Annotated in this window: 20 protein-coding genes and 1 pseudogene; 17 read left to right on the top strand and 4 right to left on the bottom strand. The window is 68.3% G+C overall.

The features are described from left to right. Positions 1 to 222: 222 nt before the first annotated feature. Positions 223 to 606 (bottom strand): hypothetical protein, encoded by a 384-nt coding sequence (locus J2850_RS23835; RefSeq protein WP_209987360.1) that lies wholly within the window; start codon positions 604 to 606, stop codon positions 223 to 225. A 182-nt stretch (positions 607 to 788) separates the two neighbouring features. After that, a pseudogene (locus J2850_RS23830) lies at positions 789 to 1,225 on the bottom strand (transposase domain-containing protein); the annotation flags it as partial. A gap of 96 nt (positions 1,226 to 1,321) precedes the next feature. Between J2850_RS23830 and J2850_RS23825 the strand changes: the two are divergent. The 10 genes from J2850_RS23825 (at position 1,322) to J2850_RS23780 (ending at position 12,487) form a co-directional block, all read left to right on the top strand. After that, complete coding sequence (locus tag J2850_RS23825; protein WP_246513460.1) at positions 1,322 to 2,146, top strand: hypothetical protein; 825 nt, start codon at positions 1,322 to 1,324, stop codon at positions 2,144 to 2,146. Between the two features lie 189 nt (positions 2,147 to 2,335). Continuing rightward, the gene (locus tag J2850_RS23820) at positions 2,336 to 3,232 is read left to right on the top strand and encodes a MurR/RpiR family transcriptional regulator (protein WP_209987356.1); all 897 of its coding nucleotides are present in this window, start codon (positions 2,336 to 2,338) and stop codon (positions 3,230 to 3,232) included. Then, entirely contained in the window at positions 3,229 to 4,122 is an 894-nt protein-coding gene (locus J2850_RS23815; RefSeq protein WP_246513458.1) for a D-amino acid aminotransferase, read from the top strand. Before J2850_RS23820 ends, J2850_RS23815 begins: the two co-directional genes overlap by 4 nt. Further along, entirely contained in the window at positions 4,119 to 6,059 is a 1,941-nt protein-coding gene (locus J2850_RS23810) for an ABC transporter ATP-binding protein (RefSeq protein WP_246513456.1), read from the top strand. The genes J2850_RS23815 and J2850_RS23810 overlap by 4 nt, the downstream gene beginning before the upstream one ends. 22 nt (positions 6,060 to 6,081) lie before the next feature. Then, positions 6,082 to 7,614: a glutathione ABC transporter substrate-binding protein gene (locus tag J2850_RS23805; RefSeq protein WP_209987354.1), complete on the top strand. Its 1,533-nt coding sequence runs from the start codon at positions 6,082 to 6,084 to the stop codon at positions 7,612 to 7,614. Positions 7,615 to 7,806: 192 nt separating this feature from the next. Continuing rightward, on the top strand, positions 7,807 to 8,727 hold the full coding sequence (gsiC, locus tag J2850_RS23800; RefSeq protein ID WP_209987351.1) for a glutathione ABC transporter permease GsiC: 921 nt from the start codon (positions 7,807 to 7,809) through the stop codon (positions 8,725 to 8,727). Then, positions 8,724 to 9,608, top strand: a complete 885-nt coding sequence (locus J2850_RS23795) for an ABC transporter permease subunit (protein WP_209987348.1) — start codon at positions 8,724 to 8,726, stop codon at positions 9,606 to 9,608. The genes gsiC and J2850_RS23795 overlap by 4 nt, the downstream gene beginning before the upstream one ends. Further along, the gene (locus J2850_RS23790) at positions 9,583 to 10,686 is read left to right on the top strand and encodes a DmpA family aminopeptidase (RefSeq protein ID WP_209987345.1); all 1,104 of its coding nucleotides are present in this window, start codon (positions 9,583 to 9,585) and stop codon (positions 10,684 to 10,686) included. The genes J2850_RS23795 and J2850_RS23790 overlap by 26 nt, the downstream gene beginning before the upstream one ends. Then, positions 10,683 to 11,516 carry a M55 family metallopeptidase gene (locus J2850_RS23785; protein WP_209987343.1) on the top strand — a complete coding sequence of 278 codons (834 nt, stop codon included), beginning with the start codon at positions 10,683 to 10,685 and terminating at the stop codon, positions 11,514 to 11,516. Before J2850_RS23790 ends, J2850_RS23785 begins: the two co-directional genes overlap by 4 nt. Positions 11,517 to 11,527: 11 nt before the next feature. Further along, positions 11,528 to 12,487, top strand: a complete 960-nt coding sequence (locus J2850_RS23780; RefSeq protein WP_209987341.1) for an isoaspartyl peptidase/L-asparaginase family protein — start codon at positions 11,528 to 11,530, stop codon at positions 12,485 to 12,487. 5 nt (positions 12,488 to 12,492) lie between these two features. Here J2850_RS23780 and J2850_RS32125 read toward each other — a convergent pair whose 3' ends face one another. Further along, on the bottom strand, positions 12,493 to 12,618 hold the full coding sequence (locus J2850_RS32125; RefSeq protein WP_281415057.1) for a hypothetical protein: 126 nt from the start codon (positions 12,616 to 12,618) through the stop codon (positions 12,493 to 12,495). 246 nt (positions 12,619 to 12,864) lie between these two features. On the opposite strand from J2850_RS32125, the gene J2850_RS23775 reads away from it, so the two are divergent. Genes J2850_RS23775 through J2850_RS23765 form a run of 3 tightly spaced genes read left to right on the top strand, consistent with a single transcriptional unit; the run spans position 12,865 to position 15,079 of the window. After that, a complete protein-coding gene (locus J2850_RS23775) occupies positions 12,865 to 13,821 on the top strand; it encodes a zinc-dependent alcohol dehydrogenase family protein (protein WP_246513455.1) in 957 nt (318 codons plus the stop codon). Positions 13,822 to 13,837: 16 nt separating this feature from the next. Beyond that, on the top strand, positions 13,838 to 14,614 hold the full coding sequence (locus J2850_RS23770; protein WP_209987338.1) for a DUF3750 domain-containing protein: 777 nt from the start codon (positions 13,838 to 13,840) through the stop codon (positions 14,612 to 14,614). Positions 14,615 to 14,644: 30 nt separating this feature from the next. Continuing rightward, a complete protein-coding gene (locus J2850_RS23765; protein WP_209987335.1) occupies positions 14,645 to 15,079 on the top strand; it encodes a CopD family protein in 435 nt (144 codons plus the stop codon). Positions 15,080 to 15,087: 8 nt separating this feature from the next. On the opposite strand, the gene J2850_RS23760 is transcribed toward J2850_RS23765, so the two are convergent. Beyond that, on the bottom strand, positions 15,088 to 16,173 hold the full coding sequence (locus J2850_RS23760; RefSeq protein ID WP_209987332.1) for a hypothetical protein: 1,086 nt from the start codon (positions 16,171 to 16,173) through the stop codon (positions 15,088 to 15,090). 298 nt (positions 16,174 to 16,471) lie between these two features. Between J2850_RS23760 and J2850_RS23755 the strand changes: the two genes are divergently transcribed. From J2850_RS23755 to J2850_RS23740, 4 genes are all read left to right on the top strand, one after another. Further along, the gene (locus J2850_RS23755) at positions 16,472 to 17,245 is read left to right on the top strand and encodes an amino acid ABC transporter substrate-binding protein (protein ID WP_209987329.1); all 774 of its coding nucleotides are present in this window, start codon (positions 16,472 to 16,474) and stop codon (positions 17,243 to 17,245) included. Positions 17,246 to 17,338: 93 nt separating this feature from the next. Then, positions 17,339 to 18,019 carry an amino acid ABC transporter permease gene (locus J2850_RS23750; protein WP_209987326.1) on the top strand — a complete coding sequence of 227 codons (681 nt, stop codon included), beginning with the start codon at positions 17,339 to 17,341 and terminating at the stop codon, positions 18,017 to 18,019. After that, on the top strand, positions 18,016 to 18,783 hold the full coding sequence (locus J2850_RS23745; RefSeq protein WP_209987322.1) for an amino acid ABC transporter ATP-binding protein: 768 nt from the start codon (positions 18,016 to 18,018) through the stop codon (positions 18,781 to 18,783). Before J2850_RS23750 ends, J2850_RS23745 begins: the two co-directional genes overlap by 4 nt. A 399-nt stretch (positions 18,784 to 19,182) precedes the next feature. Next, positions 19,183 to 20,241, top strand: coding sequence for a LacI family DNA-binding transcriptional regulator (locus J2850_RS23740; RefSeq protein ID WP_209987320.1), 1,059 nt, complete (start codon positions 19,183 to 19,185; stop codon positions 20,239 to 20,241). The last annotated feature ends 47 nt before the right edge of the window (positions 20,242 to 20,288 follow it).

The following is a 20,288-nucleotide window of genomic DNA, read 5'->3' as shown; positions in this document are numbered from 1 at the left end:
CACTCCGGTCCCGGCGCCGGTTGGCCGGGCCGCGAACAGGAGGAGTTGCAGATCCTTGCCGCGGCCGAATGGGCCAGCCTGAAGAAGCCGTGCCGGGCAGAAGACGCGCCTTGCGTCTGGAGCGCGTGCCGCAGAGGTCGCGCCGGAGTTTCCCGATTTCGGCTTCAGGCCGGCGATCGGCGTTTTGGCATTGGACGCAATCGCCTTGGCCCGTACCGGACGTCATTGACGTTTCATCCGCTCCTTCATGAGGTCGGCCTCGCGTTGTCCGAGGACGAAGGCTTTTTGACGGATCCAGGCATTCGCCTTGACCTCTCCGTCCCGCTTGGCCCGCCTGTTATACTCAGGAACGAGGGCCTTGATCGAAGCTTCAACCCTGGCGCGCGCCGCGGCATCCAGTTCGATCATGCCCGTCTGTCCGGACTGGGAGCGCCCGCTGCGGCTGCGATCACGATCCTTTTCCTGTCGGCCACGCTGATACTGGTCGTTGGGGAACAGGTAGCCTGGATCGGCAGTCGTAACCGGAGGTACGGAAACCTCTTGAGCTACCGCAGATAGGCTCGCCGACGTGGCAAGCATCGAGATGAACAATATGCGTTTCTGCATGAAAAATCCTCCCGGTTCTCAGCATGAGACGCCCCAGCGGCCTCGATCCTTGGTGTCATCACGCCCCCTGTGAGCCGATCCTTTGCCCCAGGATCGGAAGCGGGACCCGGTTTGGAAACACCCAATCGACACCCAATCGACATCCGATCCGTTGCCGACGTACGCCTCGGTGAGTGATGCGGTCAGGCCGCCTTCCAGTTCCAGGGCAGCAGTTCGTGCAGGCGTTTCTGCGGCAGGCCGGCGATGCGGGCCAGCACGTCGGCAAGCCACGCCTGCGGATCAACGTCGTTCAACTTGGCGGTGGTGATCAGGCCATACATGATCGCCACCCTCTGGCCGCCAACCGCTCGGCCGCCGGCTTGCCATTCAAGGCGCGCTTGAGATCGACGAGGGCGGCGATGCGCCTTATGGCCCCCAGCGCCAGCGCCAGCGCCAGCGCCAGCGCCAGCGCCAGCGCCAGCGCCAGCGCCAGCGCCAGCGCCAGCGCCGGCGCCGGCGGGATTGGCGGAGCATCCTTGCGTCTGGTGTTCGCGGCGATGTCGGCCAACTTGAAGAAGCCGCGCCCGGCATGCCCCCAGCACAGCGCGGCCGCGATCGGACCCGGCCGCCGGTCGGGCTTGCCAGCCGGTTGTGTTGTTAGAATAAAAACCTACAACAACTCCCGCTCTCGTCATAAAATAGGAATACAGGCCTTTTTCAACCCCGGGAGATCGCCATGCCCCCCGATTGCCTCGATCCTGCCGCCCGCACCACCGCCCCCGCCACCGGCGATGCTCCGAGGGCGGGCAGCCTGCCGCCCTGGGCCGCAGAGCCGCCGGAGCCGCCGGAGGGGGCCTTGGTTCCGGGATCGCGTTTCCACGAGGAGCAGTGGGTGATGGCGGCAGGCATGCTCGCCCGCGGCGCCTCCTTCCTCCAGGTGTCCCGCAGCATCGGATGCAGCCGCACCACGCTGTGGCGGGCCTATTACGGATCGCAGGCGTTCCGCCACCGGGTGTGGTGGGAGCGCCAGTCCCTGACCCGCGAGTCCGACCTGCGGTTGGCGTCGCTGCGCGGGCTGGTGGCCGAGCAGGTCGAGCGGCTGGTATCGGCCGGCGATCCGGCCACCGTGCGCTGGCTGGCCGACAGGCTCGGCATGTTCGCCGGCGACGAAGTGCCCGACGGGCGCGGCCGTCCGCATCCATCCGCCGCCGCGTCCGCCCCGGCCTCGGAAACCGGGCTCGCTCCGGCGCCGGTACCCGCCTCCGGGGCCGGCTCGGGAACCGGACAGCAGCCCGGTCCCGATGCCGGCCCGTCGCGCCGCCCGGATTTCGACGACCTCGATCCCCCCGGTGCGCTGCGCGAGCGCGTGCCGCCCGATCCGCGCATGGTCGCCGCCATCCTTGCCCGGCCGGAGGCCGAGGGGCCGAAGGGCGTCTTTCCCTGGACCGCGCTGCCGGAGGGGGAGTTCCACCCCGACCTCGGCTCGGCTCGCGAACGCCGCGGCGGCCGGCGCGCCTTCTCCTATCCCGGCCTTGCCCGGCTGGGCGGCGGCGAACCGTGAACGGGGGGCGGCGATGGTGCACCCGGTTTCAGACGTTCCATCCGCCGCCCTGGCATAGCCCGTTACCTGGAACGGCATAGCCCCGGGCATAGGCTGCCATGTGAAAATGGATTTACAGAAATTGGAAATTTCTGTAACCATTCGACCATCGCTGCCGCGCTTGGGCTTGCAGGAAGGGCATCCACGGGAATGAAGCCGCCCATCCAGACGGGATCGCTGCTGATCCGGATGCAGAACTGCCAGCCGCAGCTTCCGGCGGCGCTGGCCAAGGTCGGGGCCTGGGCGCTGGCCTATCCCTTCCGCACCGCGACGCTGAAGATCGGCGAGCTGGCGGCGGCGGCGGAGGTGTCGGTGGCCTCGGTCAACCGCTATTCCCGCTTCCTCGGCTATGACGGCTTTCCCGAATTCCGCGACGACCTGCTGCGCGCCTTCGAATCCACCTTTGCCCCGGTGGAGAAGCTGCGCGTCGCCGTGCAGCGCGACACCTCCAACGCCGAGATCATGCGGGAATCGCTGGCCAGCGACGCCGGCAACGTCCTGCGCACCGCCGAGCTGCTGCAGCCCGAACAGTGCGAGGCGGCGATCCGCCTGATCCGCGAGGCCGGCCGGGTCATCGCCCTCGGGCTCGGCGACAGCGCCTACCTCGCCCTGTTCCTCGCCGACGTGCTGGAGCCCTATGTCGACAACGTCCGCGAGTCCGTGGAGTTCGCCGGCACCGAGCGGGCCATCCGCCGGCTGATGACGGTCAAGCCCGGCGACCTCGTGATCGCCATCACCTCGCCGCGCTATTCGCGCCGCACCATCGAACACCTGCAGCTCTGCCGCGACCGCGGCGCCAAGGCGATCGCGCTGACCGACGCGCCGGACTCGCCGATCGTGCCGCTCGCCGACGTGACGCTGCTGGCCGGGGCCGACCACGGCGTGCGCCACAGCTCCCCCACCGGGCTGATGGCGCTGGTCGTGGCCCTCGGCACCGCCCTGTCGCGCACCGGGCACGACAGCGTCGGGCAGGCCGCCGACGTCGCCGAACGCATCCTGCCCTATCTCCACGTCGTGCCGAAAGCGGGCCGGCAGACCGACGGATGACCGGCCTTTTCCCCACCCATCCCGCGCTGAAGAAGCTGAAGCCGATGACGATCTCCTATTGGAACGGGCGCTACCTGCCGCTGGACGAGGTCCATGTGTCGCCGCTGGACCGCGGCTTCCTGTTCGCCGACGGGCTCTACGAGGTGACCGCCGCCTACAACGGCCGCCTGTTCGAGCCGGAGGCCCACATCGCCCGCCTTCAGCGCGGCATGGCGTCCCTGCGCATCGACACCGGCCTGTCGGCCGGCGACTGGCTGGCGATCATGGAACGGCTGGCGGCGGACTCCGGCATCGCCGGCGACCTGACCGTCTATCTCCAGGTCACCCGCGGGGCGGCGGCCTCGCGCGGCCACGGCTTCCCGGCCGGGGTGGCGCCGTCGGTCTTCGGCATGACCAGCCCGCTGAAGCGGCCGCCCGCCGCCTGGCGCGAGCAGGGGGTGGCGGCGATCACCATCCCCGACATCCGCTGGCTGCGCTGCGACCTGAAGAGCATCGCCCTGCTCGGCAGCGTGCTGGCGCAGCAGGCGGCCACCGACGCCGGCGTGGTCGACGCCATCCAGCTCCGCGACGGCGTCGTCACCGAAGGGGCGGCGACCAACGTCTTCGTGGTCAAGGATGGCGCCGTCGCGACGCCCGCCAACGACAGCCGCATCCTGGAAGGCATCACCCGCACCGTCATCCTGCGGCTCGCCGCCGAGCACGGCCTGGCGCTGGAGGAGCGCGACGTCGCGGCGGCGGAACTCGATGCCGCCGACGAGATCTGGATCGCCAGCACCACCAAGGAGATCACCCCCGTCACCCGCCTGAACGGCAAGCCGGTCGGCACCGGCGCGCCGGGTCCGGTGTGGCGGCGCCTGTTCCCGCTGTTCGCCGAGAGGCTGGGCCGATGAGCCGGTCGCCCGCCGCTGCCGCCGCCGCTGCCATCGATGCGCTGACCCGGTCCGCCGGGCCGGCGCCGTCGCTGCTGTCGGTGGAGGGGCTGAGCGTCGCCTTCGCCGGCGACGACGGCCCGGTGCGGGTGGTCGAGGATCTCAGCTTCTCGGTGGCGCCGGGCGAGACCGTCGCCATCGTCGGCGAGTCCGGCTCGGGCAAGTCGGTGACCTCGCTGTCGGTGATGCGGCTGGTCGACTATGCCGGCGGCCGCATCGTCGGCGGGCGCATCCGCTTCACCGGACGCGACGGGCGCGAGCGCGACCTGGCGGCGCCGTCGGCGGATTCGCTGACCGGCATGCGCGGCAACGACATCGCCATGGTGTTCCAGGAGCCGATGACCTCCCTGAACCCGGTCTTCACCATCGGCGACCAGATCGCCGAGGCGGTGATGCTGCACCAGGGGCTGGACCGCAAGGCCGCGCGGGCCGAGGCGCTGCGCATGCTGGAGAAGGTGCGGATCCCCGAGCCGGCCCGGCTGCTCGACCGCCACCCGCACCAGCTTTCCGGCGGCATGCGCCAGCGCGTGATGATCGCCATGGCGCTGTCCTGCCGGCCGTCGCTGCTGATCGCCGACGAGCCGACCACTGCGCTCGACGTCACCATCCAGGCCCAGATCCTGCGGCTGATCCGCCTGCTGCAGGACGAGATGGGGATGGGCGTCATCTTCATCACCCACGACATGGGCGTGGTGGCGGAGGTGGCCGACCGTGTCGTCGTCATGTGGCGCGGAAAGAAGGTGGAGGAGGGGCCGGTCGAGGAGATCTTCCGCGCGCCGCAGCACCCCTACACCAAGGCGCTGCTGTCGGCGGTGCCGAAGCTGGGCGCGCTCAGCGGCCAGGACCTGCCGGTGCGCTTCCCCCTGCTGGTGGTCGACGACGCCAAGGCCGGCGCCGCACCGCCGGCCCCGCCGGTGCAGGACACCGTGCGCGGCGAGGCGGCGCCGCTGCTGGAGGTGCGCGACCTCACCACCCGCTTCGACGTCCGCAAGGGCATCTTCGGCTCGCTGAAGGCGCGGGTGCATGCGGTCGAGAAGGTCAGCTTCGCCGTCCGTCCCGGCGAGACGCTGGCGCTGGTCGGCGAGTCCGGCTGCGGCAAGTCGACCACAGGCCGCACCATCATGGGGCTGCAGGCCGCCACCTCCGGCGCCATCCGCTTCGACGGCGTCGACACCACCACGCTGGATTCCAACGGCCAGGCGAAGCTGAAGGAGAAGATCCAGTACATCTTCCAGGATCCCTTCGCCTCGCTCAACCCGCGCATGACCGTCGGCTTCAGCATCGCCGAGCCGATGCTGGTCCACGACTACGCGCCGGCCGCCGCCCCCGGCCAGTCGCGCCGCCGCGCCATCGAGGCGCGGGTGGCGGAGCTGCTGACCCAGGTGGGCTTGCGGCCGGAGCATGCCCGGCGCTATCCGCACGAATTCTCCGGCGGCCAGCGCCAGCGCATCTGCATCGCCCGCGCGCTTGCCTGCGATCCCAAGCTGATCATCGCCGACGAGGCGGTGGCCGCCCTCGACGTCTCCATCCAGGCGCAGGTCGTCAACCTGCTGATGGACCTCCAGGCGGCGCGCGGCCTCTCCTACCTGTTCATCAGCCACGACATGGCGGTGGTCGAGCGGGTCAGCCACCGCGTCGCCGTCATGTATCTCGGCCAGATCGTCGAGATCGGCCCGCGCCGCGCGGTCTTCGAGAACCCGCAGCACGCCTACACCCGCCGCCTGATGGCGGCGGTGCCGGTCGCCGATCCCGGCCGCCGCACCCGCGACCTGCGGCTGCTGACCGGCGAGATCCCCAGCCCCATCCGCGCGCTCGGCGACGAACCGGCGGTCGCGCCGCTGGTCGCCGTCGGACCCGACCATTTCGTCGCCCGCCACGCCATCGGCGGCGACTTCTGAACCAAGAAAAGGGAGACATCACGTGACGCGTTTCGCTCTTCCCCTGCTCGCCGGCCTGCTCGCCGGCACCGCGCTGGCCGGCCCGGCCTTCGCCGCCAAGGATCTCGTCGTCGGCATGCCCGACAACATCACCACGCTGGACCCGGCCGACATCAACGACACCCTGTCGCAGTCGGCCAGCCGCACCATGCTCCAGGGCCTGTTCGGCTTCGACAAGGACATGAAGCTGGTGCCGCTGCTGGCCGAGAGCTTCACCGTCAACGACACCGCCACCGAATACACCTACCGCCTGCGCAAGAACGTCGTCTTCCATGACGGCACGCCCTTCAACGCCCAGGCGGTGAAGACCAGCTTCGACCGTCTCGCCGATCCGGCCAACCGGCTGAAGCGCCAGAGCCTGCTGGCGATGCTGGCCGAAACCGTGGTGGTCGACGACTACACCATCACGCTGAAGCTGTCGCAGCCCTTCGGCGCGCTGAACAACAACCTCGCCCATCCCGGCGCGATGATCCACAGCCCGAAGGCGCTGGAGACCTACGGCAAGGACATCGGCCGCCACCCGGTCGGCACCGGCCCCTACAAGTTCGTGAGCTGGGAAGCCGACACGCTGAAGGTCGAGAAGAACGACAAGTACTGGAAGCAGGGCCTGCCGAAGATCGACCACGTCACGCTGAAGAGCGTGCCGGAGAACGGCAGCCGCATCGCCATGCTCCAGACCAACGAGGCGCAGTTCATCTATCCGCTGCCGCCCGAGATGGTGAAGATGGTGGAAGGCAACCAGGCGCTGGAGATCATCGACGCGCCGTCGATCATCGCCCGCTACGTGGCGATGAACACCATGAAGAAGCCGTTCAACGACCCGCGCGTCCGCCAGGCGCTGAACTACGCCATCGACAAGAACGCCTACGCCAAGGTGGTCTATCGCGGCTACGCCGGCCCGCTGGATTCGGCGATCCCGTCCAAGCTGGGCTTCCACGTCACCCAGCCCAGCCAGTACACCTACGACCTCGCCAAGGCGAAGGCGCTGCTGGCCGAGGCCGGCTACCCGAACGGCTTCGAGGCCGAGATGTTCGGCCGCAACAGCACCAACTTCATCCGCGGCATGCAGTTCGTCCAGCAGCAGCTATCGCAGATCGGCGTCAAGCTGACCGTCACCCCGCTGGAAGCCGGCGTCGAGACCGCCCGCGTCTGGGGCGTCGAGAAGCCGGAGGACGCCACGGTGCAGATGCAGTATGGCGGCTGGTCGGCCTCGACGGGCGACGCCGACTGGGGCCTGCGCCCGCTGCTGTGGGGCAAGGGCTTCCCGCCGAAGTTCTTCAACGTCGCCTACTACAAGAACGACACGGTCGACGCCGCCATCGAGACCGGCATCGCCACCGCCGACACCGCCAAGCGCGCCGAGGCCTACCGCGTCGCCCAGGAGCAGATCTGGAAGGACGCGCCCTGGATCTTCCTCGGCGTCGAGAACCTGCTGGCCGGCAAGTCGAAGAAGCTGACCGGCTTCTATTACGTCGCCGACGGCGGCCTGCAGATGGAAGAAGCCGACCTGCAGTGATGTGAGTGCGGCGCCCGTTGTTCCTGCGGCGGGCGCCGCATTGCCCCCTTCCCAACCCTCCCCCGTCTTCGGCGGGAGAGGGGGTAAGTCGCAGAGCGGCGGCAGTCCCCTCTCCCTCGCAGAGGGGGAGGGCTAGGGAGGGGGCATTCGAAGCCGACACCCCACCCAGGCCCTCTTCCCGGACCTCCGCCCATGCTGAAATATCTCGTCGGTCGTCTCGCCGGCATCCTGCCGGTTCTGCTGGTGATCTCCGTCTTCGTCTTCGGCTTCGTCCATCTGCTGCCGGGCGATCCGGCGCGGCTGGTCGCCGGTCCGGACGCCACCCAGAAGGACGTCGAACTGGTGCGCCAGGATCTCGGCCTCGACCAGCCGCTGTGGGTGCAGTATGGCCGTTTCCTCGGCAATGCGGTGCAGGGCGAGTTCGGGCGCTCGATGAAGAGCAAGCGGCCGGTGTCGCAGGAGATCGGCGAGCGCTTCCTTCCCACCTTCTACCTCACCGTCGTCGCCATGGTGTGGGCGACCCTGGCCGGCCTGCTGATCGGCGTCGCCTCGGCGACGAGGCGCGGGCGCTGGCAGGACCATGTCGGCATGGTGGTGGCGGTGTCGGGCATCGCCTTCCCCTCCTTCTGGCTCGGCCTGCTGATGATCGACCTGTTCTCGGTCAAGCTCGGCTGGCTGCCGACCAGCGGCTACGGGACGTGGCAGCATTACGTCATGCCGTCGCTGACGCTGGGGCTCGGCGTCGCCGCGGTGATGGCGCGCTTCACCCGCTCCGCCTTCATCGAGATCGCGCGCGAGGACTATGTCCGCACCGCGCGGGCCAAGGGGGTGCCGGCGCGGCTGGTGGTGTGGAAGCACACGCTGCGCAACGCGATGATCCCGATCATCACCATGGTCGGCCTGCAGTTCGGCTTCCTGCTCGGCGGCTCCATCGTGGTCGAGACGGTGTTCTCCTGGCCGGGCCTGGGCCGGCTGCTGGTGGATAGCGTCAACTACCGCGACTACACCGTCATCCAGGCCGAGATCCTGCTGTTCTCGCTGGAATTCATCGTCATCAACCTGCTGGTCGATGTGCTGTACGCCCTCGCCAACCCCGAGATTCGCTACTCATGACCACGACAGACGCAACCGGCGTGGCCGCCGCCCATGAAGACGTCCGTTCGCCGCTGCGCGAGTTCTGGCGGAAGTTCCGCCGCAACCGCACCGCGATGGCCGCCGGACTGTGCCTGCTGCTGCTGGCGGTGGCGGCGGTGGCGGCGCCCTGGATCGCGCCCTACGATCCGGCCGCCTTCGACTACGACCGCATCCTGGAAGGCCCCTCGGTCGACCATTGGGTCGGCACCGACGCCTATGGCCGCGACATCCTGAGCCGCATCCTGTGGGGTGCCCGCATCTCGCTGTCGGTCGGGTTGCTGTCGGTGCTGCTGGGCGGCGTGGCCGGCGTGGCGCTCGGGCTGGTTGCCGGCTTCCGCGGCGGCTGGATCGACAGTCTGATCATGCGCATCTGCGACGTGCTGCTGGCCTTTCCCGGCATCCTGCTGGCCATCGGCATCGTCGCCATCCTCGGGCCGGGCATCGACAACGTGATCTACGCGGTGGCGATCTTCAGCGTGCCGGTTTTCGCCCGTCTGGTGCGCGGCAGCACGCTGGCGCTGAAGCGCGCCGTCTATGTCGACGCCGCCCGCGCCATCGGCGTGCGCGACCGACTGCTGATGGTCCGCCACATCCTGCCGGGCACGCTGCCCAGCGTGATCGTCTACGTCTCCATGCGCATCGGCACCTCGATCCTGACGGCGGCCAGCCTCAGCTTCATTGGCCTCGGCGCCCAGCCGCCCAGCCCGGAATGGGGCGCCATGCTGGCCGACGGGCGCAGCTACATCGGCGTCGCCAGCCACGTCACCTTCTATCCCGGCCTCGCCATCTTCCTGACGGTGCTGGCCTTCAACCTGCTCGGCGACGGACTGCGCGATGCCCTCGACCCGAAACTCCGCTGACGGGGCATCGCGGGCGCGGTCCTTCGGGCTCGCCTGCGGCCGGCTGAAGCCGGGGCCACGCAACGCCATCACCGACGTTCCGGGCGTGCGCGTCGGCCATTGCACGCTGGATGACGGCGCCGTCCAGACCGGCGTCACCGCCATCCTGCCGCATGCCGGCAACCTCTACCGCGACAAGCCGGTCGCCGCCGCCGACGTGCTGAACGGCTTCGGCAAGAGCCTCGGCCTGATGCAGGTGGAGGAGCTGGGGGTGTTGGAAACCCCGATCCTGCTGACCAACACCCTGTCGGTCGGTACCGCCGCCACCGCCCTGGTCCGCCACGCCATCGCCGGCAACCCCGACATCGGCCGCGCCACCGCCACCGTCAATCCGGTGGTGATGGAATGCAACGACGGGCCGCTGAACGACATCCAGGCGCTGGCGGTGAGCGAGGCGCATGCCGCCTCGGCCCTGGCCGCCGCAGCCGGCTCGCCGGAGGCGGCGGAGGTCGCGTCCGGTGCGGTCGGGGCGGGGCGGGGCATGTCCTGCTTCGGCTTCAAGGGCGGCATCGGCACCGCATCGCGCCGGCTGAAGCTGGATGGCGCGCGCCATCATCTCGGCGTGCTGGTGCTCGCCAATTTCGGCCGGCCGGGGGAGCTGCGGCTGCCCGACGGCCGTCGCGTGCCGCCGCCATCCAGCGATCCATCCAGCGATCCGGCGGGGGAGGCGGCGCCCGAAAAAGGCTCCGTCATCGTCATCGCCGCGACCGACGCGCCGCTCGACCACCGCCAGCTCCGCCGGGTCATCCGCCGGGCAGGGGTGGGGCTGGCGCGGGTCGGCTCCTTCTGGGGCCATGGCAGCGGCGACATCGCGCTCGGCTTCACCACCGCCAACCGCCTCGGCCATGACGAGGCCGCCGACACCGTGGCCTTGCGCATGCTGAACGAACGCCGCATCGACATGCTGTTCGAGGCGATGGCCGACGCCACCCAGGAGGCGGTGCTCGACGCGCTGGCCGCGGCGACGCCGGTGGTCGGCCGCGATGGCGCCACCCGGCCCTGCCTCCGGGATGTCCTGACCTCCGGGAGCTCATCGTGAAGATCTACATTTCCGCCGACATCGAGGGGGTGGCCGGCGTCGTCGCCCCGCAGCAGGTGACCGCCGGCAATGGCGAGTACGAGCGGGCGCGGCGGCTGATGACGGCCGAGGTCAACGCCGCCGTCGAAGGCGCGCTGGAGGGCGGGGCGACCGAGGTCCTGGTCAACGACAGCCACGGCCCGATGACCAACCTGCTGCCCGACGAGCTGCACCCGGCGGCCGAGCTGATCCTCGGCCGGCCGAAGCCCAACGGCATGTTCGCCGGGTTGGAACCCGGCATGGCCGGGGTGATGTGCCTCGGCTTCCACGGTGGCGCCCGGCAGGCCGGCATCCTCGCCCACACCACCAACAGCTTCGCCTTCGGCCGCGTCCGGGTGAACGGGCTGGAGTTGGGCGAGGCCGGAAATTACGGTGCCTGGGCGGGCGAGATCGGCGTGCCGGTGATCCTGCTCAGCGGCGACGACCGCTTCGCCGAGGAGGTCGCCCCGCTCTTCCCCGAGTCGGAACAGGTCGTCGTGAAATGGGCGCTGGGCCAGCGCGCCGCGCGCTCGGTGGCGCCGTCGGTGGCCCGCGCCCGCATCCGCGAGGCCGCCTGCCGGGCGGTGCGGCGTGCCGCCGCCATCCCGCCCTTCCGAGTCCCGCCGCGGACCGACGGCGCGCCCTACCGGCTGGAAATCGAGATGAACAGCCCGGCGCTGGCCGACCTGGCGGCGCTGATCCCGGTGGCGGAGCGTCTCGATCCCGTCACCATCCGCCTGTCCGCCGACGGCATGGCCGCCGTGCTGGGCTGGATCAACACCCTGTCGGCCATGTCGGCCACCCTGCGCTGAGACCCCGATCCATGACCTTCTCCGACCCGCAGCCCTTCGTCCTCGCCATCCATGGCGGTGCCGGCACCATCAGGCGCGATGCGCTGACCCCTGACCTGACCGAGGGCTATCATGCCGGCCTGCGCCGGGCGCTGGCCGCCGGCCATGCCGTGCTGGCCGACGGCGGCAGCGCGCTGGACGCCGTCACCCGGGCGGTGATGGCGCTGGAGGACGAGCCGCTGTTCAATGCCGGCCGTGGCGCCGTCTTCACCGCCGAGGGCCGGCAGGAGATGGACGCGGCGGTGATGGACGGCCGCGACCGTGCCGCCGGCGCCGTCGCCGGCCTGTTCGGGCCGCGCAACCCGATCCTCGCCGCCCGCGCGGTGATGGAGCACAGCGAGCATGTGCTGCTGATCGGCGAAGGGGCGATGGACCTCTGCCGCCACCAGGGGCTCGCGATGGAGGAGGCGCCCTATTTCTTCACCCAGCCGCGCTGGGACGCCCTGCAGGCCGAACTGGAGCGCCGGCGCAGCGGGACCCCCGACGACGGAGACGAGCAGCGCCGCCACGGCACCGTCGGTGCGGTGGCCCGCGACCGCGACGGCAACCTGGCGGCCGCCACCTCGACCGGCGGCATGACCGCCAAAGCCAAGGGGCGCGTCGGCGACAGCCCGGTGATCGGTGCCGGCACCTTCGCCGACAACATCACCTGCGCGGTCTCGGCCACCGGTCATGGCGAGCATTTCATCCGCCGCTGCGCCGCCCACGAGATCGACGCCCGCATGCGCTGGGGCGGTCAGTCGCTGGAGCGGGCGGCTGGCGGCGTCGTCGAGGAATTGGGCGTGATCGGTGGCTCGGGCGGGCTGATCGCGGTGGATCGCGACGGCCGGGTGGCACTTCCCTTCAATTGTTCCGGGATGTACCGCGGCGTGATCGGCGGAGAAGGGCGGGCCATGACGGCAATCCACCGCGAGGATTATCGCGCTGGGTGACCCGATCAGAAAATCCAGGCCGCCAACAGAATCCAGAACAGCAGTGAAGCGCCGACGGCGACCAGGAAACCGGGGCGATGAAAGGACGGGGGCGACGCGAAACTGTTGGGGAGGGTTTGCTGGTTACGCATGGGATGCCTCCATGATCTAGTGCGCATCGGCGCGCGATGTCAGTAATTCCTCAAGCTGAACGACCTTCTGTTGAAGGTACCAACAATTGAGCGCGCCGTGTGTTCCTCGAAAGGCCAGGTTGGCCCATTCGGCCGCTCGGCCGTTCTGTTGTGGACAGCCTGTGGCGGCTTTGACACGGTTTCCCTCACCAGGCAGACCGGCCCGGGAAAACCGGCCGTGCCCGTCGGCACGGCTCCATGGAGGGAATGCGCATGCGTGCCATGGTGATCTCACGCTTCGGCGACCCGGACGTCTTCGAACTGCGGGACCGGCCGCGTCCGGTGCCGGGACCCGGCGAATTGCTGGTCCGGGTGGTCGCCTCGGGCACCAATCCGGTGGACGCCAAGATCCGGCAGGCGGGCGACTGGGCGGGCATCCCGTTGCCGGCGGTGCTCGGCTACGACGTGTCGGGCGTGGTGGAGGAGGCAGGGCCGGGCGCGACCGGCTTCGCCGTCGGTGACGAGGTCTTCTTCACACCGGAAATCTTTGGCAATCCCCACGGCAGCTATGCCGAATACACGGTTGCGGCCGCCGGCATCGTGGCGCGCAAGCCCGCCGGCCTCAGCCATGTCGAGGCGGCCGGCATCCCGCTGGCCGGCGGCACCGCCTGGGAGGCCGTGGTGCGCCGCCTTGCGGTCCGTCCGGGCGAGACGGTCCTGATCCATGGCGGGGCGGGCGGTGTCGGCTCCTTCGCGATCCAGTTCGCCAAGGCCGCCGGCGCCCGCGTCATCGCCACCGCCAGCCAGGGGAACCTCGACTTCATGCGCAGCCTCGGCGCCGATCTGGCGCTGGACTACCGGGAGGCCGGGCTTGCCGACCGCATCCTGCGGGAATCCGGCGGAAGCGGCGTCGACGCCGCCTTCGACACCGCGGGCGGCAACGTGCCGCTCAGCACCCAGGTGTCCCGCCCCTTCGGCCGCATCGCCACAATCCTGTCGCCGACCGGCGATCTCGATGGCCTCTACATCCGGAACCAGACGCTGTACGGCACCTTCCTGACCCGCGAGGGTTCCCGCCTGCGCGAGATGGCGCCGCTGTTCGAACGGGGGCAGGCGCGTGTCGTCGTCGACTCCGTCCTGCCGCTGGAGGAGGTCGGGAGGGCGCATGAGCGCCTCGATTCCGGCCATGGGCGCGGCAAGATCATCCTTCAGGTCGGCGCCTGATGCCGGGCACGCCGCCATGACTGCGAAAGGGGCGGTGAAGGTGCTGTCGATCTGCCTGCTGCTGTTGGCCCTGCTCCTCGCCGGGCCGGTGTTCGTGATCGCCTCGGGTACGGTGTCGCTGCGCGTCGACTGGAGCAGGGCCGACCGGACGCCGGTCGGTCTCGCTCCCGACCCGGCCGCCACGCCGGAGGCGGTGGTCCAGGTCTATGCCGCCCGTGCCCTGTCCTGGCGCGGCGCCTTCGGGGTGCATCCCTGGTTCGCCGTGAAGCCGGCTGGCGCGCGGACCTACACGGTCTACGAGGTGATCGGCTGGCGGGCCTATCGCGGGCTGCCGGTGGTCGCCGTCAGCAATCGCGATCCGGATGGCCGCTGGTTCGGGGCCACTCCCACCGTGCTCGCCGAACTGCGGGGGCCTGCGGCGGAGGCGGCGATCACCGGGATCGCGGAGGCTGCCGCCAGCTATCCCTATGCCGGCGAGTACCGGGTCTGGCCCGGTCCCAACAGCAACACCTTCGCCGCCTGGGTCGCGCGTGCGGTACCGGGACTGCGGCTCGACCTGCCGTCGACGGCGCTGGGAAAGGACTATCTGGGCCATGGCGTCGTGGCGCGGGCGCCGAGCGGAACCGGTTGGCAGGTCAGCCTCTACGGCGTCGCCGGACTGCTGCTGGCGGTGGAGGAGGGGGTGGAGGTCAACCTGCTTGGCCTGACGGTGGGGATCGACCCGCTGGACTTGGCGATCAAGCTGCCGGGCATCGGCCGCTTGGCGTTGCGGACGGCAGCGTTCCCGAAGTAGGACCAGGGAAGGGATCGGCTGGGGAACGCTATGGATTACATGTGGCTCATGGGCCTTCACATCCTCGCGGTCGTGGTCTGGATCGGCGGGATGTTCGGAGCTGCGGTCATCGTTACCGCCCTCGCCACGCCGGCACATGCGCCGGGCGCTCCGTCGGGGCCTTCGGCCATCCTTTCGGGCCTGCATCGCTGGGACCGGCGTGTGACCACACCGGCGATGGGGCTCGCCTGGCTTCTCGGCGTGACTCTGGTGATCCGGGGCGGCTGGTTCGGCGAGCCTTGGCTGATGGTGAAGCTTGTCGTCGTGATCGCCCTGTCGGCCCTCCACGGGCGGCTTGCTCGGGCGCTGCGGACGATGGCGGGTGCGGGTGGTGGCGCGATCAGCACGGGGCTGCGCTTTGCACCTCTGGCGATCGTCGCCGCCGTGATCGCCGTCATCACCCTGGTGGTGGTCAAGCCGTTCTGACACCGTCGTCAGTCCTGCCAGTCGCCATACTCCCAATCTTCGGCATCGGGGTCCGCCGTTCCGAGTGGCGCCACCGTCGCGCCGGCGTCGAGCGCCGCAGCCAGCCAGGGCTCGACGGACGTGACCGGCGAGGTGCGGCACCACCGGCGCCGACGTCCATCCCAGCGGCAGCGGCCCTGCCGTTTCATGTCGTCCCGCAGGTCCCAGGACGGGATGGAGGGAAAGGAAAGCTCCATCCCGCGTTCGCTCTGGTTGATCTCCACCACATCGCCGCCCGAGGTTGTGTAGGTCATCCCCTCTTCCAGGACCCGCTTGAGTGCGGCCGCTCGCTCCCCGCGGATGCGCGCTTCCGCCTCCTGCCGCTCCCGGCGCTCGGCCATCACTCCGGCGATCCAGTCGGGCGGCTCCTCAAGCGTGCGGTACCCGGCGCCTCCACGCGGACCCGGCGCCTCTTCGATCAGTCCGGCCTCCACGAGATCGGCCAGAAGATGCTTGAGCCGCTCGCGATCGATCCGGCCACCCAGGAGTTGGCGTGCCACGCCATCCGCAACGGTGAACCGGGCACCTCCTCCCCACATCTCATGGATGTCCGCGGCGAGCGTGTGCAGGTCGGCGATATGCCCCGTTTGCGCGGACAGCCGTTCCCTGATGACTTGGTTGAAGGTTTGGTCCACCCGCCCGCCCAGACCGCAGGTTCCGCACACCCAGGCACCAGGGTCCGAGAGGAGGGCATGGGCATCACAATGGCGGACGCGGCAATATTCCTCGCTGCCGGGTTCCGGCCGTCCCGCGCCGCTTGCCAGCAGCATGCGGATCGCCTCAACCGGCTCATCGGCGATCTCCCGCAGGCGTTCAAGAACGTCGGCCGGCAGCCGGATATCGGCACCGCCGGCCTTCCAGTTGTCGGTCGCCAGCAGTCCGATGATCCGCTCGGCGGTATAGGTTTCATCGAAGTTGTCTGCCAGGATGGCATGGAGGTCGTTGAGGGAAGCCGTTGGAGACAAGGCGCTTTCATCTCCTGCGGCAACGATGCGGCGAGCCTCTGCGAGGACGTCTGCACAGTGATCACGGTCGATCTGCCGCTTCGTCGACATTTTTCCCGCAACTCCTCGCGTCCAGCCCACCGTGTTCCCCTGTGCTTGAAATGTTCTTTTGTGGTCGTAAGGTCAACGTCCTTCCGGCGGCATTACCCTGGACAGGTCGGATTCAATACGACTTCACCGCGGCGGGGGTACGCACATAGTACATAATGCATGTGCAAAATCGGTATCTTGTTCTCTTGTTCAACACTATTCTTTGTTATAGCGTGGGCGCAGATCGCCGGATTCTTAACGAGCGCGCCACAAGCTGCGCCGGTCCGACGACCCCGCAACAGACACCAGGCACCAATCAATGAAATGGCTCAAATCACTGGTCGTCGCCGGCCTGATCCAAGTCGCCGCCGGTTCCGCCGCCCATGCCCAATCCGACATTGAGCGCATCAAGGCGGAGGGCGTGATGAAAATGGGAACTGAAGGCACTTACGCACCTTTCACTTACCATGACGCCACCGGCACCCTTGTCGGTTTCGATGTCGAGATCGGGCGCGAGGTCGCGAAGCGTATCGGCGTGAAGGCGCAGTTCCTGGAAGGCAAGTGGGATGGACTGATCGCCGGGCTGGATGCCCGCCGCTACGATGCGGTGATTAATCAGGTCGGCATCACCGAGGCACGCAAGGTGAAGTACGACTTTTCCGCCCCCTACATTGCGAGCCGTGCGGTGTTGATCGTGCGTGGGGACAATGACAGCATCAAGAGCTTTGCCGATTTGAAGGGCAAGAAGGCTGCCCAGTCGCTGACCAGCAACTTCGGCAAGTTGGCCGAAGTGTCGGGAGCCCAACTCGTCGGAACCGACGGATTCGATCAGTCGATCCAACTCGTCATCAACGGGCGGGCTGATGCGACGCTCAACGACAGCTTGTCCTTCCTCGATTTCAAGAAGCAGAAGCCGAATGCCAACGTGAAGGTCGTGGCGACCCAGGACAACGCCGAGTATTCCGGCATCATCGTGCGCAAGGGCGAAGCGGGCCTCGTCGATGCAATCAACAAGGCACTAGAGGCCATCAAGGCCGACGGTACCTACAAGGAAATCTCGCAGAAGTATTTCGGCGAGGACGTATCGAAGTAACGGAGCGTGCCGACGGCTCAAGATCGACCCTTCGTTCCTACCGGATGCGGTTAGGTTCCGTCGGCACCCCCTTCAACGAGAGGCACCTTTCCCGTGCTGCACTGGCTTACCCTGATGGCGGACTCGCTTCCGTCGCTGCTATGGGCGGCGCTGGTCTTCACCATTCCGCTGACACTCGCCTCCTTCGCGCTCGGTCTCATGGTTGGACTGTTGAGCGCGGTGATCCGGTTGTTTGGACCGGCCCCACTGGCAGTCGTGGTCCGTTTCTACGTCTGGATCATCCGTGGCACGCCGCTGCTCGTCCAACTGTTCCTCATCTTCTATGGTCTGCCGAGTGCGGGCATCGTGCTCGATGCCTTCCCGGCCGCGTTGATCGGCTTCACCCTGAATGTCGGCGCCTACACGTCTGAGATCATCCGTGCCGTGATAGGATCTGTGCCGAAGGGACAGTGGGAGGCGGCCTATTCCATCGGCATGAACTGGAATCAGGCCATGCGGCGCACCATCCTGCCTCAAGCCGCACGCGTCGCTGTGCCGCCGCTGGCCAACAGCTTCATTTCGCTGGTCAAGGATACGTCGCTCGCCGCCGCAATCACCGTGCCGGAACTGTTCCAGGCCGCCCAGCGCATCGTTGCGACGACTTATGAACCGCTGATCCTGTATGTCGAGGCCGCCCTCATCTACCTTGTGCTGAGTTCCGCGCTGTCGGCTCTGCAACTGCGGCTGGAACGGCGGCTGGGGCGATATGGCGGTTTCCTGGAGGCAAAGTCGTGATCCGGCTGACGAACATCGAGAAACGCTTCGGGGACCTGACTGTCCTCAAAGGCGTGACGCTGTCTGTTGCTGAGGGAAGGGTGACCGCCCTGATCGGCCCGTCCGGTGGCGGCAAGAGCACGCTTCTGCGCTGCATCAACCTTCTGGAAATCCCGACCGCCGGCACCTTGCGCATCGGGCAGGAGGAACTGTCCTTCCGCGACGGCGTTCCGCCGGCCTGGAGGGAAATCCAGCGGTTGCGCCGCCAGACTGGCATGGTCTTTCAGAACTTCCAGCTATTCCCGCACCGCACGGCGATCGAGAATGTGATGGAAGGGTTGGTGACCGTTCAGAAGTGGCCGCATGAGCGGGCGCGGGAGCGGGCTTTCGCGCTGCTGCAGAAGGTGGGCATGGCTCACAAGGCAGACGCTTGGCCCGCAACGCTGTCCGGCGGCCAGCAGCAGCGGGTCGCCATCGCGCGGGCCTTGGCTCCGTCTCCGCGTGTCCTGCTTTGCGATGAACCGACATCCGCCCTTGATCCTGAGCTTTCCGGCGAGGTGGTGGAGGTTCTTGGTCGGCTTGCCGATGAAGGGACCACCATGGTGATGGCGACCCATGACCTGCGCTTGGCCTCCCGTATCGCTCACGATGTCGTGTTTCTCGAAGCTGGCCAAGTGGTGGAGGCCGGTTCGGCTCAAGCGCTCTTCACCCAGCCGAAGCATGATCGCACCAAACGTTTCATCGCCACGCTGACCCAGCAGGGACAGCATGGCGAAGGTGTCTGATGTCGACGGGTTTGTGGAAAAAGCCGGCAGGCCGGTTCCTGCGCGCAAAAGGGACGTGCCGCAGGTTTCGTTGAGAGGTTGCCGCCGCGCCCGCCGCAGACGGCGCGGCGGCTTTATGGTGCTATCGGGTGTCTTCCCCGGAACCTTCGGCATTCGACCGTGAAGCAGTGATCGATATCGGGCGGACGTATAGTCCTCGACCCTCCGGCTCCCCCCCACATCTTCCTGTCCCCCATGCCTAATAAGCCGGTGCTTCAGACCCAAAGCTCTGAGGTGCGCACCTCGACGGATGGCCGATAAGATAAGTGGGACGCGGTGAAGTCGTCCTCATTTGAGAAATGCCCAACTCTGGCCTTCGTATGAGTTGCGTACCTCAGCCTGGCGCAGTATGTTGGCATCATGAACAATACGGTTGGTGAAACGTCTTTGACGCTGCGTGACGTGGCCGCTGCGGCCGGTGTCAGCCTTGCGACGGCCGACAGGGTCGTCAATGGGCGTCCGGGTGTCAGTGCCAAGACCGCTCGCAAGGTGCATGAGGCCGTGGAGCGGCTCGGCTTTCGCCCTCTCGCGGCCGCCGCGGAACTGGCGCGTGCGCGGTCCTGGCGCTTCGCGGTGATGCTGCCGCGTGGCAGCAACCGGTTCATGATGGACATCGCCGACAATGTGAGAGCCCAGGCGGATTGGTTCCGCGCCCGCCGGATCGGGGTCGAGATCATCGAGGTCGACGTCTTCGACGCGGATGGCTTGGCGGAGGCCTTGGCGGACCTGGGTGGACGCTTCGACGGGGTGGCGGTGGTGGCGCTCGATCATCCGCGCATCCGGGCGGTGATCGATGATCTGGTCGACGGGGGCATGGCGGTGGTGACGCTGGTGTCGGATGCCCCATCGTCACGCCGACAGCATTATGTCGGCATCGACAACATCGCTGCCGGCCGAACCGCGGGATCTCTGGTCGGTCGTTTTCTCGGTCGTCAGCCGGCCGGTGGCGGGAATGGCAAGGTCGGAATCGTCACAGGCTCGGCCGGACTTCGTGACCATGCGGAGCGGCGGTTCGGTTTCGGGCAGGTGATGGCGGAGGAGTATCCGCATCTGACGCTGCTCACGCCGTTGGAGGGGCGGGATGATGCGGAGCGCAACCGGGAACTGGTGAGGCGCATGTTGTCCGACACGCCCGACCTCGTGGCGATCTACAACACCGGCGAGGGGTCCGTCGGTATCGGCGACGCTCTCGCGGAGGCCGGTCTTGCCCGGACGGTGCTGTGTGTCGGGCACGAACTGACGCCGGCGACCCGCCGGATGCTCCTCGACGGGACCTTTGCCGCCCTTGTGGCACAGGATCCCGGGCATGAGGCGCGATCCATGGCTCGGGTGCTTCATGCGCTGGTTACCGGGCAGGAGATCGTTGCGGCACAGGAACGTATTCGGGTGCAGGTGATCCTGCGGGACAACCTGCCTTAGTGCTGTTCCGGACCGGATGCGGCTGCTGCCCCGCGGTCGGCGGGGCC

The organism is Azospirillum picis (assembly GCF_017876115.1).
GTDB lineage: Bacteria > Pseudomonadota > Alphaproteobacteria > Azospirillales > Azospirillaceae > Azospirillum > Azospirillum picis.
This window is presented reverse-complemented; position numbering and strand designations above follow the sequence as displayed.

What these genes read in the sequence shown, in the direction of transcription:
- J2850_RS23835 (WP_209987360.1), bottom strand. Translation starts at nt 606, where the DNA reads ATGCAGAAACGCATATTGTTCATCTCGATGCTTGCCACGTCGGCGAGC.
- J2850_RS23825 (WP_246513460.1), top strand. Translation starts at nt 1,322, where the DNA reads ATGCCCCCCGATTGCCTCGATCCTGCCGCCCGCACCACCGCCCCCGCC.
- J2850_RS23820 (WP_209987356.1), top strand. Translation starts at nt 2,336, where the DNA reads ATGAAGCCGCCCATCCAGACGGGATCGCTGCTGATCCGGATGCAGAAC.
- J2850_RS23815 (WP_246513458.1), top strand. Translation starts at nt 3,229, where the DNA reads ATGACCGGCCTTTTCCCCACCCATCCCGCGCTGAAGAAGCTGAAGCCG.
- J2850_RS23810 (WP_246513456.1), top strand. Translation starts at nt 4,119, where the DNA reads ATGAGCCGGTCGCCCGCCGCTGCCGCCGCCGCTGCCATCGATGCGCTG.
- gsiC (WP_209987351.1), top strand. Translation starts at nt 7,807, where the DNA reads ATGCTGAAATATCTCGTCGGTCGTCTCGCCGGCATCCTGCCGGTTCTG.
- J2850_RS23795 (WP_209987348.1), top strand. Translation starts at nt 8,724, where the DNA reads ATGACCACGACAGACGCAACCGGCGTGGCCGCCGCCCATGAAGACGTC.
- J2850_RS23790 (WP_209987345.1), top strand. Translation starts at nt 9,583, where the DNA reads ATGCCCTCGACCCGAAACTCCGCTGACGGGGCATCGCGGGCGCGGTCC.
- J2850_RS23780 (WP_209987341.1), top strand. Translation starts at nt 11,528, where the DNA reads ATGACCTTCTCCGACCCGCAGCCCTTCGTCCTCGCCATCCATGGCGGT.
- J2850_RS32125 (WP_281415057.1), bottom strand. Translation starts at nt 12,618, where the DNA reads ATGCGTAACCAGCAAACCCTCCCCAACAGTTTCGCGTCGCCCCCGTCC.
- J2850_RS23775 (WP_246513455.1), top strand. Translation starts at nt 12,865, where the DNA reads ATGCGCATGCGTGCCATGGTGATCTCACGCTTCGGCGACCCGGACGTC.
- J2850_RS23770 (WP_209987338.1), top strand. Translation starts at nt 13,838, where the DNA reads ATGACTGCGAAAGGGGCGGTGAAGGTGCTGTCGATCTGCCTGCTGCTG.
- J2850_RS23765 (WP_209987335.1), top strand. Translation starts at nt 14,645, where the DNA reads ATGGATTACATGTGGCTCATGGGCCTTCACATCCTCGCGGTCGTGGTC.
- J2850_RS23760 (WP_209987332.1), bottom strand. Translation starts at nt 16,173, where the DNA reads ATGTCGACGAAGCGGCAGATCGACCGTGATCACTGTGCAGACGTCCTC.
- J2850_RS23755 (WP_209987329.1), top strand. Translation starts at nt 16,472, where the DNA reads ATGAAATGGCTCAAATCACTGGTCGTCGCCGGCCTGATCCAAGTCGCC.
- J2850_RS23740 (WP_209987320.1), top strand. Translation starts at nt 19,183, where the DNA reads ATGAACAATACGGTTGGTGAAACGTCTTTGACGCTGCGTGACGTGGCC.